Here is a 14,520-nt window from a genome sequence, read left to right on the forward strand (position 1 = left end):
CCTCGCGCCCGAGCGGTGAATGCGGATTCACCAGGACCCGAGCCGTGCGAGTCGCCACTGGCGGCCGCCGTCAAAGTGGGGTTCTGTCCCCCCGGCATCCCCGTTACGTCACCCTCGACCGATCGTCGAGGGTTGCTGCTCGAGCCCGGCGTCATGCCGACATCGACCGTCCCGACGAGGATCTCGGCATCACCCCCAACCCTCGACGCTTGATCGAGGGTATGGTCGGCCGCCGGTTATGGCTTCTGCACGTCCGCTGTCACCGGCGTCCCCAGGAGGGCCTCCGTCGACAGGCGGATGTGCTTGTCGAGCGCGTCCGGACCGTCCCGCTCGAGCGCCACCACGAGCCCCACGTGGTCCGCCGCGAGGCGCCGCAGCGTGTAGTGCGGCCGGCCCTGGACGAGGAACAGCTGCAGCTCGGCGGACAGCGCTGCGTGGGCGGTGACGAGCCGCGGCACGGCCGACGCCGCGACGATCGCCTCATGGAGGGCGTTGTGCGCGACCACGACGGTGCTCCACGCGGGCTCGACCCGGGCGCAGCACAGCGCCGCGAACGCCTGGGCGGACTCGTGGACCGCCGGAGGCAGGCGCCCGGACCCGCGCTCGAGGGCGAGCGTGGCGGCGCCGACCTCGAGGATGCCGCGCAGGACGTAGAGCCCCCGGACGTCCTCGGGCTCCAGCAGCGTGACGTGGGCCCCGCGGTGGGGCTCGAGCGTCAGCAGGCCGTCGGCGGCAAGGTCGCGGAGGGCCGCACGGACGCTGTGGCGCGCCACGCCGTAGGTCTCGGTGAGCTCCAGCTCGCGCAGGCGCGTCCCTCCGGGCAGCTCTCCGTCCAGAATCCGCGTCCTGAGGGCAGCGACGAGGGCGCCGACGGTGGAGACGCGCTTCAGCGCGGGCTGTACGGGTCCGGGCGACGTCATGGGCTGCCTTCGACGGAGGGAACAGGAGGAGTGACGCGCGCGTTCGGTCCCGCGCCGGCGAGTCCTGGCTCTGCAACGGGTCGTGCACGTCTGCCCCCGCCGGCGAGCGCGAGCAGGCCCGTCAGCACCAGCGCAGCGCCCGCGATGGCGACTGCGCCTGGGCGCTCACCCAGCACGATCGCCCCGAGGGCGGTTGCCGTCAGCGGCTCCGCGAGCGTCAGCGTCGCCGTCTCGCCGGCGGTCAGCTCGCGCAGGCCGCGGGCGAACAGGACGTAGGCGAGCGCGGTCGGCACCAGGCCCAGGAACACGATCAGCGCGATCCCGCCGAGGGACCACAGCCAGGGGCCGGCCGTCGCGGCCAGCACGGGGAGGAGCAGGACGCCGCCACTGCCGAACGCTCCCGCCATCACGCGCTCGGGCGTGTGGCCGGCGCGCAGCAGCTGCTTGGCGATCACCGTGTACGACGCGTATCCGGCTCCGGCCCCGAGCGCGAGCAGCACACCCCCGGCCGCCACGTCCGCCGAGCCGCCCCCGAGCACCAGCAGCGTCACCCCGCCGCAGGCCAGCCCAGTGGCGGCGGCCCAGCGGCGCCCGGGTGCCTCGCGGACCACGATCCAGCCGAGCGCGCCGGCGAACGCGGGCCCCGAGCCGATGGCCACGACCGTGCCGACGGCCACGCCGGTCTGCTGCACCGCTGCGAAGAAGCAGAGCTGGTACGCCGCGACGCAGGCGCCGGCCAGCAGCAGCATCGGCCACGGGATCCCGGTGGCGATGACCGGCCGCGCCTGCGCGTCGGCGGCAGCGCGTCGCGCCCCGAGCCACGCGAAGGCCACCAGCAGCGCGCCGCCGAGGGCGATCCGGCCCGATCCGACGGCGACGGCGCGGGCGTCATCGGGCCCGAGGGCCTGTGCCGTGCCGGTCGTGCCGAAGCAGACCGCGGCGATGAGAACACAGCCTCGTGGCGACATCGTTGTCGCATTGTTCCACAATCCACCAATCTACGAGAACCGGGGGTGATCGAGGGAGGGCTCAGGCAGGCAGTGGCGAGACGTCCAGGCTCTTCCACAGCAGCCGGCACGCGGTGCTGCGGTGCGGCCGCCAGGGCTCCGCCATCGCGACGAGCTCCGCCGCCGTCGGCGGGACGGGGAGGCCATACGCGATCCCTGCAGCGCGCCTGATGCCGACGTCCCCCGGTGCGAGGACGTCTGGGCGCTCGAGCTGGCCCATCAGGAACACCTGCGCGGTCCACGGTCCGATGCCGGTGACCGCCACGAGCGCGCTCATCACCGTCGCGTCGTCGAGCGCCCCCAAGCCGTCGAGGTCCAGGCGGCCGGCGGCCACCTCCTCGGCCAGCCCCGCCAGGAACCGTGCCTTCCCGCGGGACAGACCGCAGGACGTGCGCAGCTCGTCCAGGTCGTCCGCCAGGACCTGCGCAGGTGCGGGCAGTGCGCCGCCGAAGCGCTCGGTCAGGCGGGCCGTCATCGACCGGGCGGCTGCCACCGACACCTGCTGGCCGATGATGATGCGGGTCAGCGCGGCATACGGCGGGACCGGGGGATACCGGCCGCCGCGCGCCGGATCGACGACGACGGCGAGCGCGGCGTCGTCCATCGAGGCGATCAGGCGCCCGAGGACCGGGTCGGCCGCGGACAGGTGCACGAGGGCGGGATGTTCCACAATCCGCACCCCTCAACCCTCAGGCTCGACCAGAGCCTTAGAGAACGGCGCTGACCGCTTCGCCGTCCAACGCGTCGACAGCCCGGCGGATGCCGGTGCGCAGGCAGGTGAAGGACGGGGTGTCGCGCGCCGTGTAGGCCGAGGCCTCCGTGGTGCGCAGGCCCTGCACGAGGTCGAGGAAGTCGCCGATGTCGTCGGTGTCGAACGCGACGACGAACTCCTGGTCGTCCAGGCCGAACGAGTAGGTCGTGTGGTTGTCGACGTTCGGGTACTGCCGGCCCATGGTGATGTGACCCTGCATGATCTCCCACCGCTCGGCGGGCGGCAGGGCGTACCAGGCCCGTGTCTTCACGAACGGGTAGACGAAGAGGTACTTCCCGTTGAACGGCCGCGCCACGAAGCGCTGCTCGTCCGAGTACTCGCTCGACTTGCGCATCCCGAGGAACGAGTAGGGCTGCGAGCACCACTTCGCCAGGCCGCTCTGCGCGAGGACGACGTGGAACTCGTGGATCCGGTCGAGGTTCTCGGTCTCGGCCGTGAGCATGATGTCGGCGTCGCCGCGCGTGCCTACGAGCGAGAAGCCCTGAAGCAGGTGATCGGTCGCGAAGTCCTCGCACGCGGCGAGGAACTCGGCCTTGTCCTGCGCGCGCTCCGCGGCCGGCAGTCGGCGCCACGCGGGGTCCACCTTGAAGAAGGTGTACTTCACGAAGTGCCGCGGGCCGCTGTCGCGACCCCGAGCAGGAGTAACCGAGGACACGCGAAAAAGTATAGGTCCGTGATGTCCCGTCCCCGTCTGGCGGCGCTCGCGCTGGCCATGATGGCGGCGCTGTCAGCGCTCTGCGCCCCCGCTCCCGCTTCCGCAGCGCCGAAGGTCGTCATCGCGCTGCTGCCGATCGCCCCTGCCGAGGACGGACCGCGGACCCCGATCCTCGAGACGCTCGACGAGCGTAAGGAGCTCGCGCTCGGCCTGAGCGGGGCGACGCAGGGCAGCTATCGCCACATCCAGGCGCTGCTCGACATCGGGCAGGGGACGCGCACCTCCTCCGCCGCCTACGACCCGCGCGTCCCGGTCCCGCTGACGTTCTTCACGGACGGCGAGGGCGGGGCGCTGTTCCTCGGCTGGCCGGACATCCTCAAGCGCGCCGACAGCGCTCCGGCCGAGATCAAGCCCGGGCAGTTCGGCTCGCTCGTGCCGGGCGGGATCGCCTACGCCGGCGTCACGGGTCGCGAGCAGCTCGAGGCGCTCGTCGCCGCTGACTCCGGGGGACGCGTCGCCAACGTGTCGATCGGGTCCGCGGACAGCCTCGGCGAGCGGGTCGAGGAGCTGCTGCGGGACCATCAGGTGGTGGCCGTCGGGCTGCCGACCGGCGAGCGCGGCGCGGTCGCGATCGACGGCCTCATCGCCGCCCGCCCGCAGGACCAGCTGCTGATCGTCACGGAGGCGCCCCCGCCGGCCGGTGCGCCGCAGCTGCTGCCGACCGGCATCGCGGGCCTCGGCCCGCCGACGCGCGGCCTCACGTCCCCGACGACGCACCAGCCCGGGCTGATCGCCGGCATCGACTTCCTGCCGACCACCCTCAGGCACCTCGGGATCGCGATCCCCAAGGACGTCAAGGGCCAGGTCATCGAGGTCAAGGGTCCGCGCAACGCCGATTCGCTCAAGCGCTTCGGCCAGCGCCTGCGCGTCATCGGCACCCGGCGGTTCCCCGCGCTCGACACGATCGTCGCCGCCTGGTTCGCGGTCATCCTGGTCGGCGGCGTCGTGGCCGACCGCCGCGGCCTGCGCTGGGGGATGCGCGTCGGCAGCCTCGCGTTCTGCTGGCTGCTGACGGTCCTGCTGATCACCGCCGCGATCCAGCCGTCCAAAAGCACCGAGCTGCTGCTGATCACCGTGATCAGCTTCGGCCTCGGCATCCTCACCGACCTGCTGATCCGATGGCCGAGGGCGATCTTCGTCCCGTGCGCCGTCACCGTCGTCGCCTACACGCTCGACCTCGCGCGCGGGTCGGACCTGATCGTGCGGTCGTTGCTGGGGCCCAACCCGCGCTTCGGGTCGCGGTTCTACGGCCTGGGCAACGAGCTCGAGGCGACGCTGCCGCTGCTGCTGCTGGTCGCGATAGCCGTCGTCTTCAGCGGGCGCGGGCGCAGCCGGATCGGCGCCATCACCTTCGGGGTCAGCGGGCTGATCTTCGGGGCGATCGTGGGCTCGGGGCGCCTGGGGGCAGACGTCGGCGGTGTCATCACGGTCGGCGCCGGGACGGCGGTCGCCGTCCTCTGCATGCTGCCCGGCGGCGTCACGAAGCGCGCGCTGACGCTCGCGATCGCTGCGCCCGCGGCGGCCCTGGTCGCGCTCGCGGGTCTCGACCTGGCGACCGGCGGCGACAGCCACTTCACGCGGACGGTCCTGCAGGCGGACGGCAAGCAGGCCCTGGTCGACGTCGTCCAGCGGCGGTACGAGCTCGCCTTCAACGTGCTCAAACGCGGCCTGATGCCGTTCGCGACCGGGATCGCGCTGCTGACGTGCATCTACGGGCTGCGCTACCGCCGGCGGATCTACATCGCGATCCACGACGACCCCGCATGGCAGGCCGCGATGTACGGCGGTCTCGCGGCCGCGGTCGCCGGCGCGCTCTTCAACGACTCCGGGCCGTTGCTGCTGCTCTTCGGCACCGTCGTGCTGGTCATCGTGAGCACCTACATCCGTGGCGAGGCCGATCTGGACCGCCGTCTCAGCGAGGCTGCGAACGCCGAAGGTGTCGCCGCCGGTCGGGACGGATAGGATGCACTCGATGCACTCGATGCGCATCGCGCTCGTCTCCCCCTATTCGTGGACGTATCCGGGGGGTGTCACGCGGCATATCGAGTCCCTCGCCGCCGAGCTCATCGGGCGCGGGCACGATGTCCGCGTGTTGGCCCCGTACGACCCATGCGACCGACTCTCGGCGCGGCTTCACCGCGGGCACATGCCCGAGGACCGTCCGATGCCGGACTACCTGGTCCCGCTCGGCCGGACGGTCGGCTTCCCCGCGAACGGCGCGGTGTCCAACCTGGCGGCGTCGCCGTCGGCGATCGCCCGCGCCCGCCGCGAGCTCGACACCGGCGGCTACGACGTCGTCCACGTCCACGAGCCGGTCGCCCCGCTGGTCGGCTGGGACACGCTCTGCTCGACCGACCTGCCGCTGGTCGGGACGTTCCACTGCTACTCGGACAACGTGGTCTCCAACGGCTTCGCATCGCTGATCGGCGCCCGTCGCCGGCTGAACCAGCTGAAGGTCCGCATCGCCGTGTCGGACGCCGCCGCCTGGACCGGCAAGCGCTTCTACGGCGGTCGCTACCGCGTGATCCCCAACGGCGTGCAGCTGCCCGCCGACCGCCCGCGGCCGCAGCTCGCCCGCAACGAGGGCGAGCCCATGCGGATCGCGTTCGTCGGCCAGTCGGTCGAGCGCAAGGGCCTGCCCATCCTGCTGCGCGCCTTCGAGGCGCTGCGCGAGCACGTCCCGGCCGAGCTGACCCTGGTCGGGGTCGACGGCGACGACGTCGCCCAGGTCCTGGAGGACTCGCGCGGCGTGACGGCACTCGGCAAGGTCGACGACGCGACGAAGGACCGCGTGCTGCGCGAGGCGGACGTGCTTGCCGCCCCGTCGCTCGGCGGCGAGAGCTTCGGCATGGTGCTGACGGAGGCGTTCGCCCAGGGCACGCCGGTCGTCGCCTCCGACATCCCCGGCTACCGCGACGTGGTCCGCGAGGGCGTCGACGGCGTCCTCGTCGCCCGCGGCGACGCGACCGCGCTGGCGGAGGCGCTGCGCGACCTCGGCCTCGATCCCGAGCGCCGCCGCGCGATGGCCCTTGCGGCCACCGAGCGGGCCGAGCGCTTCGCCTGGCCCCAGGTCGCCGACGAGGTCCTCACGGCCTACCGCGACGCGATCGCCGTCCCGGTGCCGGCGACGCGCCGCGCCCGCCTGGCCGTCCGCAGCGGCTTCGCCGTCGCCGACGGGCTGCCGCGGGTCCCGGCGACGCGCCTGGCCTCCCTCGAGGTCGACGCCGCGAATCGCTCGCGCGCCGGCCGCGCCGCGCTGCGCCGCATCGCGATGGTGCTGGCGCTGGTCGCCGGCATCGCCGCCTCGTTCTTCGCCCTGCGCCGGATCGGGATCGACCGCATCGGCGACTCGCTTGTGTCGTCCAGCCCCCCGTGGGTCCTGGCCGCGCTCGGGCTCATGTGCCTGTCGATGATCGTCCGGGCCGTCGCCTGGCACGCGATCCTGAAGGCCGCGCTGCCGCAGGCCTCGGTCCGCCGCAGCGACGCGCTGCAGGGAACGATGATCGGCGTCCTGATGTCCGCGACGCTGCCCGCCCGTCTCGGCGAGCCGGCGCGCGCGATGATCGTCGCCCGCCGGGTCGGCCGCCCGAAGGAGACGCTCCCGGTCGTCGTCGGCACGCTCGTCTCCCAGACGCTCCTGAACATCGTCGCGCTGCTGATCCTCGGCATCACAATGTTCTCGACCGTGCACTACTTCGACGGGCAGCACGCCGCGCTGGTCGTCTTCGCCGTCGCCCCGATCGCCGTCCTGCTCGCCGTCCTCGTGGCCCCCGCGCTCCTGCGCAGCGGGCTGCCCAAGCGCTCGGAGCGCGTCGCGCGCGTCCTCAAGCAGGCCCGCGCCGCCTCCACGCAGGTGCGTGCCGGCCTCGCCGTCTTCAAGAGCCCGCGGCTCGGGGCGACCGCCACCGTCGCGCAGCTCGGCGCCTGGGGCATCCAGTGGGTGTCCTGCTACACGCTGCTCGTCGCCTTCGGGCTGGACCAGCAGGCGGGTATCGGCGCCGCCGCCGCCGTCCTGTTCGCGGTCAACGTGACCGCGGTCCTGCCCGCCACGCCGTCCAACGTCGGCGTCTTCCAGGCCGCGTGCGTCGCGGTGCTGACGGGCGCCTACGGCGTCTCGTACGCCGACGCGCTCGGCTACGGGATCATCCTGCAGGCCGTCGAGATCGCCACCGCCATCGTCATGGGCACGCCGGCCCTGCTGCGCGAGGGCCTGACCTGGAAGGACGTGCGGCTGCGCGCCATGCACGTCTCCCCGGTCGAGCTCGCCCCGGCCGCCGGTGCCCAGCCCCGCCGCCAGGGCGGCGAGGCGTACGAACTGGACATGTGACCGGTGCACGACGCAGCGGCGGACGTGCTGCTGCGCTTGCGCTGCTGCCGTCGGCTGCGCTCGTCCTGACGCTGACCGGCTGCGGGAAGACGGTGCGCGCCTCGGATGTCGAGGGCAAGGTCGTCAAGAACCTGCAGGGTCAGATGCCGTCGCGGACCATCACGGTCGACTGTCCTGACGGCAAGAAGGCGGAGAAGGGCACGACCTTCACCTGCACCGCGCAGATCGACGGCAAGGCGTCGGACGTCGACGTGCGCCTCGTGAGCGAGCGCAGCTTCTCCTTCCGGATCCACTCCCGCAAGTAGTGGACGGACCCACTGGGTCCGCCCGCCGATGGTGCGTCGTTGCTGCGCCCCTGGCCGGCGTCGGGCCGGGGTCCGCCGTCAGTCGGCGGTGAGGGTCTGGTCGCCACCGACGGGCTGGCGCACCAGGCGGCCGCCCGCGCCGACCGCGTACGTGCCCATCCGGTCCAGCGGCGGCGAGTACGCGTGGATCGAGATCGCCGGCTCGTCGCCCGTGTGACGGACGCGATGAATCTCACCGGCGTCGACCGTGAAGACCGCGCCCGTCTCGTGACGGGCCGCGATCGTCGGGGCGCCGAGTGCCATCCGCTCGTCCACGATCGCGCCTTCGGCGACGACGATCGCCGCCGCGCTCGAGTCGTGGTCGTGGAAGCCGGTGTCCTGCCCGGGCATCCAGGCGACCGCCCAGACCTCGACGGTGTCCGTACGAGCGATCAGCGAGCACTGGCGCTCGGACGCGTCGAAGACGACGTCCTGCCGCCACAGCTCGGGGTGACGGGCGAGGCCGTCGACCAGTTTGCGCAGTTCGGTGGGGGTACGGGTGATGGACATCATGCGGCGCTCCAGGCGCGGCCCAGGAGGCGGGCGGCGTTGTCGGCACGGACGGCAGAGATGGCGCCTGCGTCGGCGCCGGACTCCCAGAGGGGGAGGACAGGGTGGTCGGACCCGTCGACGAGCTGGGTCGTGCCGACCAGACAGGTGAGCGCCCGGATCGCTCGCGGACCGTACGACGAGGTGTCGTAGAAGATGTTGGGGTCGATCGCCGACTCCGCGTCCGGGCCTCCGCGGACCGCGGTGCGCTCGGCGTGCAGCGGGGCGAGGCCGGCCAGCGCCGCGAACAGCACCCGCAGCTCCGGATGGGCGGGACGCGCGTAGGCGACGAAGGCGAGCCAGGCCGCGTGCAGGTCGGCGACGTAGGTCGTCGTCGGCGCCCACCAGGCGCCATGGATCCCGGCGGTTGCGGCGTCGGGGGTCGGCCCGGCGACGGCGCCGGGGTGGACGAAGAGGGGAGCCAGGCGCTGCTCGAGCAGGCGCAGGAGCGGGCCGAGGCGCTCGGCGTCGCGCGGGCCGCGGGTCAGCGCGCCCGCCGGGATGCAGACGCCGACCGCGCCGTTGTCCAGCGCCGTGGCGGCCCGGGCGACCTGCTCGTCCGCGGTGGCCTGCAGCGGGACGGCGGCCCAGGCCTCCAGGCCGTGCGGCAGGGTCGCGCCGGCGTCGGCCCACGCGTCGAGGATCGGGGACGCGTCGGCGGCGGGCAGCGTCTCGACGCCGACCGCGGAGGACAGCGCCACGAGCGCGCTGTCGACCCCCGCCGCGCGCATGCGCTCGATCCGGAACCCCGGGTCGTGGATGGCGGCGTCGATCGTGAACGGCTCCTCGCCGGCGAGCGTCACCGTGAACGCCCCGTCCCGCCAGCGCGCGTAGGGCGCGACGCGCCGGCTCTCGAGGACGCGCAGGACGGCCTCGGGATACAGGTGCTGGTGGGCGTCGACGACGGTCATGCACCTAATGTACACAACTCCGATGGGGATTAGGGTTTTTGTGGACGGACGGACGTCCGTTCGTCTGGGTCGGCGGTCGGGGGCGTTCTCGGGTCTCCCGGCCGTGTCGCTGTCAGCTTCTGCCCATCCGGTGGTGCAGAACCTGTCAGCCGACGCGGCTCTCGGCAGCGGCAGCCGCCGTAGGTCAGCCCAGGAACGCCTCGGCCAGCTCCAGCTCCTCGTCGGACACGAGCTTGGGGACCGTCGCCTCGATCAGCGGCACGAGTTCGATCCGGGAGCTGCGCAGGGCCGCCATCGTGCCGAACCGGCCCTCCTTGACCGCGAGGTGCGCCCGCTGGCCCAGACGACTCGCCAGCACGCGGTCGTAGGCCGTCGGCGTGCCGCCGCGCTGGACGTGGCCGAGCACCACCGCGCGGGTCTCCGCACCGGTGCGTTCCTCCAGCTCGCGCTCGAGCCAGTGCCCGATCCCGCCCAGCAGCGGCCGGCCGAGCGGGTCGTCGCGTCCCTTGGTCACCAGCTCGCCGCCGAGCGGCGCCGCGCCCTCGGCGACCACGATGATCGAGAAGCTGCGTCCGCGACGCCGACGGGCCAGGACGCGTTCGGCGACCTCCTCCAGGTCGAACGGCCGCTCGGGGACGAGGATCACGTCGGCCCCGCCGGCCAGGCCCGCGTGCAGCGCGATCCAGCCGGCGTTGCGGCCCATGACCTCGACGATCTGGTTGCGGTAGTGGCTCTCCGCGGTCGTGTGGAGGCGGTCGATGGCCTCGGTCGCGATGTGGACCGCCGTGTCGAAGCCGAACGTGCGATCGGTCCCGGAGATGTCGTTGTCGATCGTCTTCGGGACGCCGACGATCGGCAGGTCGGCCGACAGCTCGTGCGCGGCGAACAACGTCCCGTTGCCGCCGACCGCGATCAGGCCGTCCAGCCGCTGCTCCCGGAACCGTTGTGCGACCACGTCACGGTGCTCCAGCGCGCTGCGACGCGAGGTGCCGAGGATCGTGCCGCCGCGTGGCAGGATCCCCGCCACGCGGTCGATCGGCAGCTCGACACAGGACCCGTCGAGCACGCCGCCCCAGCCGTCCCGGAAGCCGACCACGGCGTCCCCGTGCAGGTAGGCGCTGCGGACGACGGCACGGATGACCGCGTTGAGGCCGGGGCAGTCGCCGCCGCCCGTGAGGATGCCGATGCGCATGGGCCTCCACCTAACCGATCGGCACCGCCGTGCGCAACGGCCGCACGTCCAAACCCCCCGGCTCGGGGTCCGCGGAGGATCCGGGGGGTCTGACCCCCCGACCCTTCCGCGGGCCCGGGCGGTGGCTACTTCGCGGCCGGTGCGGCTTCCTCGCCGCGGGCCAGCGTCTCGTCCTCGATCGCGCCCTCGATCGCGTCGCCGGCGATGAGGTCCGCCTGGACCAGCGTCGGGTCGCGCCTGGTGCCGCGGATGATCTCGTCCGGCGAGCCGTCGGGCAGCAGCCGGCCGTTGCGCATGCCGTAGTAGATCGACTGCGGGTGGTGCACGATCATCGCGAGCGTCGACTGCTCGGGCGTGGGGGAGTAGCCGTCGCTCAGCTCCATGCCGATCTGCTTCAGGTCCAGGAGCCCGTCGACCTTCACGTGCTCGGACTGCTCGGGGACGGCCGGGTATCCCCACGACAGGCGGCGACCCTGCGTCTCCGGGATCCCGTACCAGCCGCGGACCTTCCAGTGCAGCCACTCGGACAGGCCCTCAGCGGTCTGCACGCCGAGTCCGTGGACGAAGAGCTGCTCGGCGTACTCGCCGTCCGCCTCGAGCTTCGCCATCAGGTCCGTCACGTCGGAGCCGACCGTCAGCGCCTGGATGGCGACGACGTCGAGTTCCTCCGGCGGGCCACCGTCGGTGGCCGCGGGCCGGAAGAAGTCGGCCGACGCCATGCGGTCGCCCTTCTGCTGACGCGGCGTGTTCAGCCGGGTCAGCTCGGTCTTGCGGTCGGTCGGGTCGAGGACGACGACGTCGTTCCCGTCCGCGTAGCAGGGGAAGAAGCCGATCAGCGCGCGCGGGTGCAGGTAGTCCTGGTCCCGCCACATGCGCTCGAGCTTCGGGATGAAGCCCTCCTCCTCGCCGTCGCCGTCCACCAGGGCGCGCCAGGCGTCGCCCTTCACGCCGCGGCCGCCCCAGTGCAGCTTGAATAGGACGTGCGTGTCGAGGTGCGTGTAGAGCTCGTCCATGTCGACCTCGATCTCGCGAACGCCCCAGAACGGGGGCTCGGGGACGGGGGCATCGGTGCGCGCGGCCGAGCGGACGGACGCATCCGTCACCGGCGGCAGGTCCTCGACGACGACCTTCTTGTGGCGCTGGACGTCGGCCGCCTCCAGCATCTCGCGGACCATGGTCTCGCGCTTGTCGGGCTCGACGAGCGTGTCCATCACGGCCAGCCCCTCGAACGCGTCCTTGCAGTAGTAGGCACCGGGCTCGTAGACGGTGTCGTCCTCCTTGCCGTTGACGTACACGGCGCGGTAGGTGAACGCGCGGTTGATCGCGGCGCCGCCGAGCAGCACGGGGATCGCATCGCCCTGGCGGTGCAGCTCCTGCAGGGCGAGCGGCATCTGCTTCGACGTCGACACGAGCAGCGCCGAGAGGCCGATCGCGTCGGCCTTGTGCTCGCGCGCGGCCTCGACGATCGTCTGGACCGGGACCTGCTTGCCGAGGTCGACGACCGTGTAGCCGTTGTTCGTGAGGATCGTGTTGACGAGCGACTTGCCGATGTCGTGCACGTCGCCGAAGACGGTCGCCAGGACGACGGTGCCCTTCGTGTAGTCGGCGGTCCGCTCGAGGTAGTTCTCCAGGCGCGCGACGGCCTTCTTCATGACCTCCGCGGACTGCAGGACGAACGGCAGGATCAGCTCGCCGGCGCCGAACTTGTCGCCGACCTCCTTCATCGCGGGCAGCAGGACGTCGTTGAGGACGGGGACCGCGCCGAGCTTCTCGACGGCTGCGTCGATCTGCGCCTCCACGCCGTCCTTCTTGCGGCGCAGGATGTGAAAGTGCAGCGCCTCCTCCGGCGTCATGTGCTCGGTCGGGTTCGCGGGGCCCTCGGCCTCGGCCGACTCGCCCTTCGACTCGAAGTGCTGGATGAAGCGCTCGAGGGCGTCCTCACGGCGGTTGTAGACGAGGTCGTCCGCCAGCTCGCGCTCCTCGGTCGAGATCTCCGAGTACGGCGTGATGTGATTCGGGTTGACCATCGCGAGGTCCAGGCCGGCCTCGACGCAGTGGTAGAGGAAGACCGAGTTCAGGACCGACCGCGCGGGCAGTCCGACGCCGAACGACACGTTCGACACGCCCAGGGACGTCTTCACGCCCGGGATCTCCGCCTTGACGCGGCGGATGCCCTCGATCGTCTCGACAGCGGACGGCTTCCACTCGTCGTCGCCCGTCGTCAGCGTGAAGGTCAGGACGTCGAAGATCAGCAGCTCGCGGTCGAGGCCGTGCTCGTCGCAGCACAGCTCGACGAGCCGCTTGGCGATCTCCACCTTGCGGTCGGCCGTCTTGGCCATGCCGACCTCGTCGATCGTCAGCGCGATCAGCGCGGCGCCGTGCTCGACGACCATCGGCAGGACGGTGTCCAGCTTGTCCCGGCCGGCCTCCAGGTTGATCGAGTTGACGATCGCGCGGCCCGGGATCTGGTCCAGGGCCATCGCGATGACCTCGGGCTCGGTCGAGTCGATCTGGATCGGCGTGGGCTGCGTGAGCGAGACGCGCTTGGCGACCTCGCGCATCTGCTCGTCCTCGTCGGTGCGCTCGGTCAGCGCGACGCACAGGTCCAGGACGTGGGCGCCGCCCTCGACCTGGTCCTCGGCGATCTGCTGGATGCCGTCGTAGTCACCGGCGAGCAGCATCTCCTTCGCCTTGCGCGAGCCCTGGGAGTTGACGCGCTCGCCGACGATCGTCGGGGCGGGCTCCTGGACCAGGGGGGACGCCGTGATCATCGAGGAGACGAGCGGCGGGCCGGCCTTCGGGCGGGTGAAGTCCGTCCGGGCGGGGACGCAGGCGTCGGCGATCGCGCGGATGTGGTCCGGCGTCGTGCCGCAGCAACCGCCGACGATCGACACGCCGTAGCGCTCGACGAAGTCCTTCAGCGACGCGGCGAGCGGCGCGGGCTCCTCGGGGAAGATCGTCTCGCCGTCGGGACCCTGCTGGGGGATGCCGGCGTTCGGGATGCAGTGGACCGGGACCGGGCAGTTCTCGCCCAGGTAGCGGATCGCGTCGCGCATGTCCTCGGGGCCGGTCGAGCAGTTCAGCCCGATGACGTCGACCTTGAGCGCGGTCAGGGTGGTGAGGACGGACGCGATGTCGGTGCCCAGCAGCATCTTGCCGCCGTTCGGCAGCAGCGAGACGGAGATCTGCAGCGGGAGCTTGCGACCGGTCGTCTTCATCGCCTCGCGGGCGCCGAAGATCGCGGCCTTGACCTCCAGGATGTCCTGCGCGGTCTCGATGATGATGAGGTCGACGCCGCCCTTGATCAGGCCCTCGGACTGCTCGGCGAAGACCTTCACGAGGTCGCGGAAGCGGATCATGCCGAGCGTCGGGTCGTCGGAGGCGGGCAGGAAGCCGGTCGGCCCGATGGAGCCCGCGACGAAGCGGTCCTCGCCGACCGCCTTGCGCGCGATCTCCGCCGCCTTGATGTTGATCTCCATCGTGTGCTCGGCGAGTCCCCACTCCTCGAGCTTCAGGCGGCTGGCCTGGAAGGTGTCGGTCTCGACGACGTCGGCGCCCGCGTCGACCATCGTGCGGTGCAGCTTCTCGATGATGTCGGGGCGGTTCAGGACGAGCGCCTCGTGCGCACGCCCCGGCAGCTTGTAGTCGTCCTCGAGGGACAGGTCCCACATCTCGAGGGTCGCGCCCATGCCGCCGTCGAAGACGATGACGCGTTCACGGGTGGCCTTGAGGTAGTCACGCATTGCCCGCGAGTCTATCGCAACCTTGACACGGTCATGGCAA

General features: G+C 72.2%; 11 protein-coding genes. 3 read left to right on the forward strand and 8 right to left on the reverse strand.

Annotated elements, in window-relative coordinates; genetic code table 11:
* Positions 1-236: 236 nt before the first annotated feature.
* The 4 genes from DSM112329_RS07310 to DSM112329_RS07325 all read right to left on the reverse strand — a co-directional run bounded on the left by DSM112329_RS07310 (position 237) and on the right by DSM112329_RS07325 (position 3,354).
* Positions 237-920 (reverse strand): GntR family transcriptional regulator, encoded by a 684-nt coding sequence (locus DSM112329_RS07310; protein ID WP_354701150.1) that lies wholly within the window; start codon positions 918-920, stop codon positions 237-239.
* On the reverse strand, positions 917-1,888 hold the full coding sequence (locus tag DSM112329_RS07315; protein WP_354701151.1) for an EamA family transporter: 972 nt from the start codon (positions 1,886-1,888) through the stop codon (positions 917-919). The genes DSM112329_RS07310 and DSM112329_RS07315 overlap by 4 nt, the downstream gene beginning before the upstream one ends.
* Before the next feature lie 61 nt (positions 1,889-1,949).
* Positions 1,950-2,597, reverse strand: coding sequence for a DNA-3-methyladenine glycosylase 2 family protein (locus DSM112329_RS07320; RefSeq protein WP_354701152.1), 648 nt, complete (start codon positions 2,595-2,597; stop codon positions 1,950-1,952).
* 37 nt (positions 2,598-2,634) lie between these two features.
* A complete protein-coding gene (locus DSM112329_RS07325; protein WP_354701153.1) occupies positions 2,635-3,354 on the reverse strand; it encodes a chlorite dismutase family protein in 720 nt (239 codons plus the stop codon).
* A 21-nt stretch (positions 3,355-3,375) separates the two neighbouring features.
* Here DSM112329_RS07325 and DSM112329_RS07330 point away from each other — a divergent pair, with 21 nt between their 5' ends.
* The 3 genes from DSM112329_RS07330 to DSM112329_RS07340 are packed head-to-tail and all read left to right on the forward strand — an operon-like array spanning position 3,376 to position 8,046.
* On the forward strand, positions 3,376-5,376 hold the full coding sequence (locus tag DSM112329_RS07330) for a hypothetical protein (RefSeq protein WP_354701154.1): 2,001 nt from the start codon (positions 3,376-3,378) through the stop codon (positions 5,374-5,376).
* 10 nt (positions 5,377-5,386) lie between these two features.
* Positions 5,387-7,741, forward strand: a complete 2,355-nt coding sequence (locus tag DSM112329_RS07335; protein WP_354701155.1) for a lysylphosphatidylglycerol synthase domain-containing protein — start codon at positions 5,387-5,389, stop codon at positions 7,739-7,741.
* The gene (locus DSM112329_RS07340; RefSeq protein WP_354701156.1) at positions 7,738-8,046 is read left to right on the forward strand and encodes a DUF4333 domain-containing protein; all 309 of its coding nucleotides are present in this window, start codon (positions 7,738-7,740) and stop codon (positions 8,044-8,046) included. Before DSM112329_RS07335 ends, DSM112329_RS07340 begins: the two co-directional genes overlap by 4 nt.
* A 78-nt stretch (positions 8,047-8,124) precedes the next feature.
* Here the strand turns inward: DSM112329_RS07340 and DSM112329_RS07345 are convergent, their stop codons facing one another.
* The 4 genes from DSM112329_RS07345 to DSM112329_RS07360 form a co-directional block, all read right to left on the reverse strand.
* Positions 8,125-8,598, reverse strand: a complete 474-nt coding sequence (locus DSM112329_RS07345; RefSeq protein WP_354701157.1) for a cysteine dioxygenase family protein — start codon at positions 8,596-8,598, stop codon at positions 8,125-8,127.
* Positions 8,595-9,545 (reverse strand): amidohydrolase, encoded by a 951-nt coding sequence (locus tag DSM112329_RS07350; protein ID WP_354701158.1) that lies wholly within the window; start codon positions 9,543-9,545, stop codon positions 8,595-8,597. The genes DSM112329_RS07345 and DSM112329_RS07350 overlap by 4 nt, the downstream gene beginning before the upstream one ends.
* A 184-nt stretch (positions 9,546-9,729) precedes the next feature.
* The gene (locus tag DSM112329_RS07355) at positions 9,730-10,737 is read right to left on the reverse strand and encodes an ATP-dependent 6-phosphofructokinase (RefSeq protein ID WP_354701159.1); all 1,008 of its coding nucleotides are present in this window, start codon (positions 10,735-10,737) and stop codon (positions 9,730-9,732) included.
* 125 nt (positions 10,738-10,862) lie between these two features.
* Positions 10,863-14,480, reverse strand: coding sequence for a homocysteine S-methyltransferase family protein (locus tag DSM112329_RS07360; protein WP_354701160.1), 3,618 nt, complete (start codon positions 14,478-14,480; stop codon positions 10,863-10,865).
* Between the last annotated feature and the right edge of the window lie 40 nt (positions 14,481-14,520).

It is taken from the genome of Paraconexibacter sp. AEG42_29 (assembly GCF_040581415.1).
GTDB lineage: Bacteria > Actinomycetota > Thermoleophilia > Solirubrobacterales > Solirubrobacteraceae > Paraconexibacter.

Coding starts and splice junctions, on each gene's coding strand:
- DSM112329_RS07310 (WP_354701150.1), bottom strand. CDS start 920: ATGACGTCGCCCGGACCCGTACAGCCCGCGCTGAAGCGCGTCTCCACC.
- DSM112329_RS07315 (WP_354701151.1), bottom strand. CDS start 1,888: ATGTCGCCACGAGGCTGTGTTCTCATCGCCGCGGTCTGCTTCGGCACG.
- DSM112329_RS07330 (WP_354701154.1), top strand. CDS start 3,376: ATGTCCCGTCCCCGTCTGGCGGCGCTCGCGCTGGCCATGATGGCGGCG.
- DSM112329_RS07335 (WP_354701155.1), top strand. CDS start 5,387: ATGCACTCGATGCGCATCGCGCTCGTCTCCCCCTATTCGTGGACGTAT.
- DSM112329_RS07345 (WP_354701157.1), bottom strand. CDS start 8,598: ATGATGTCCATCACCCGTACCCCCACCGAACTGCGCAAACTGGTCGAC.
- DSM112329_RS07350 (WP_354701158.1), bottom strand. CDS start 9,545: ATGACCGTCGTCGACGCCCACCAGCACCTGTATCCCGAGGCCGTCCTG.
- DSM112329_RS07355 (WP_354701159.1), bottom strand. CDS start 10,737: ATGCGCATCGGCATCCTCACGGGCGGCGGCGACTGCCCCGGCCTCAAC.
- DSM112329_RS07360 (WP_354701160.1), bottom strand. CDS start 14,480: ATGCGTGACTACCTCAAGGCCACCCGTGAACGCGTCATCGTCTTCGAC.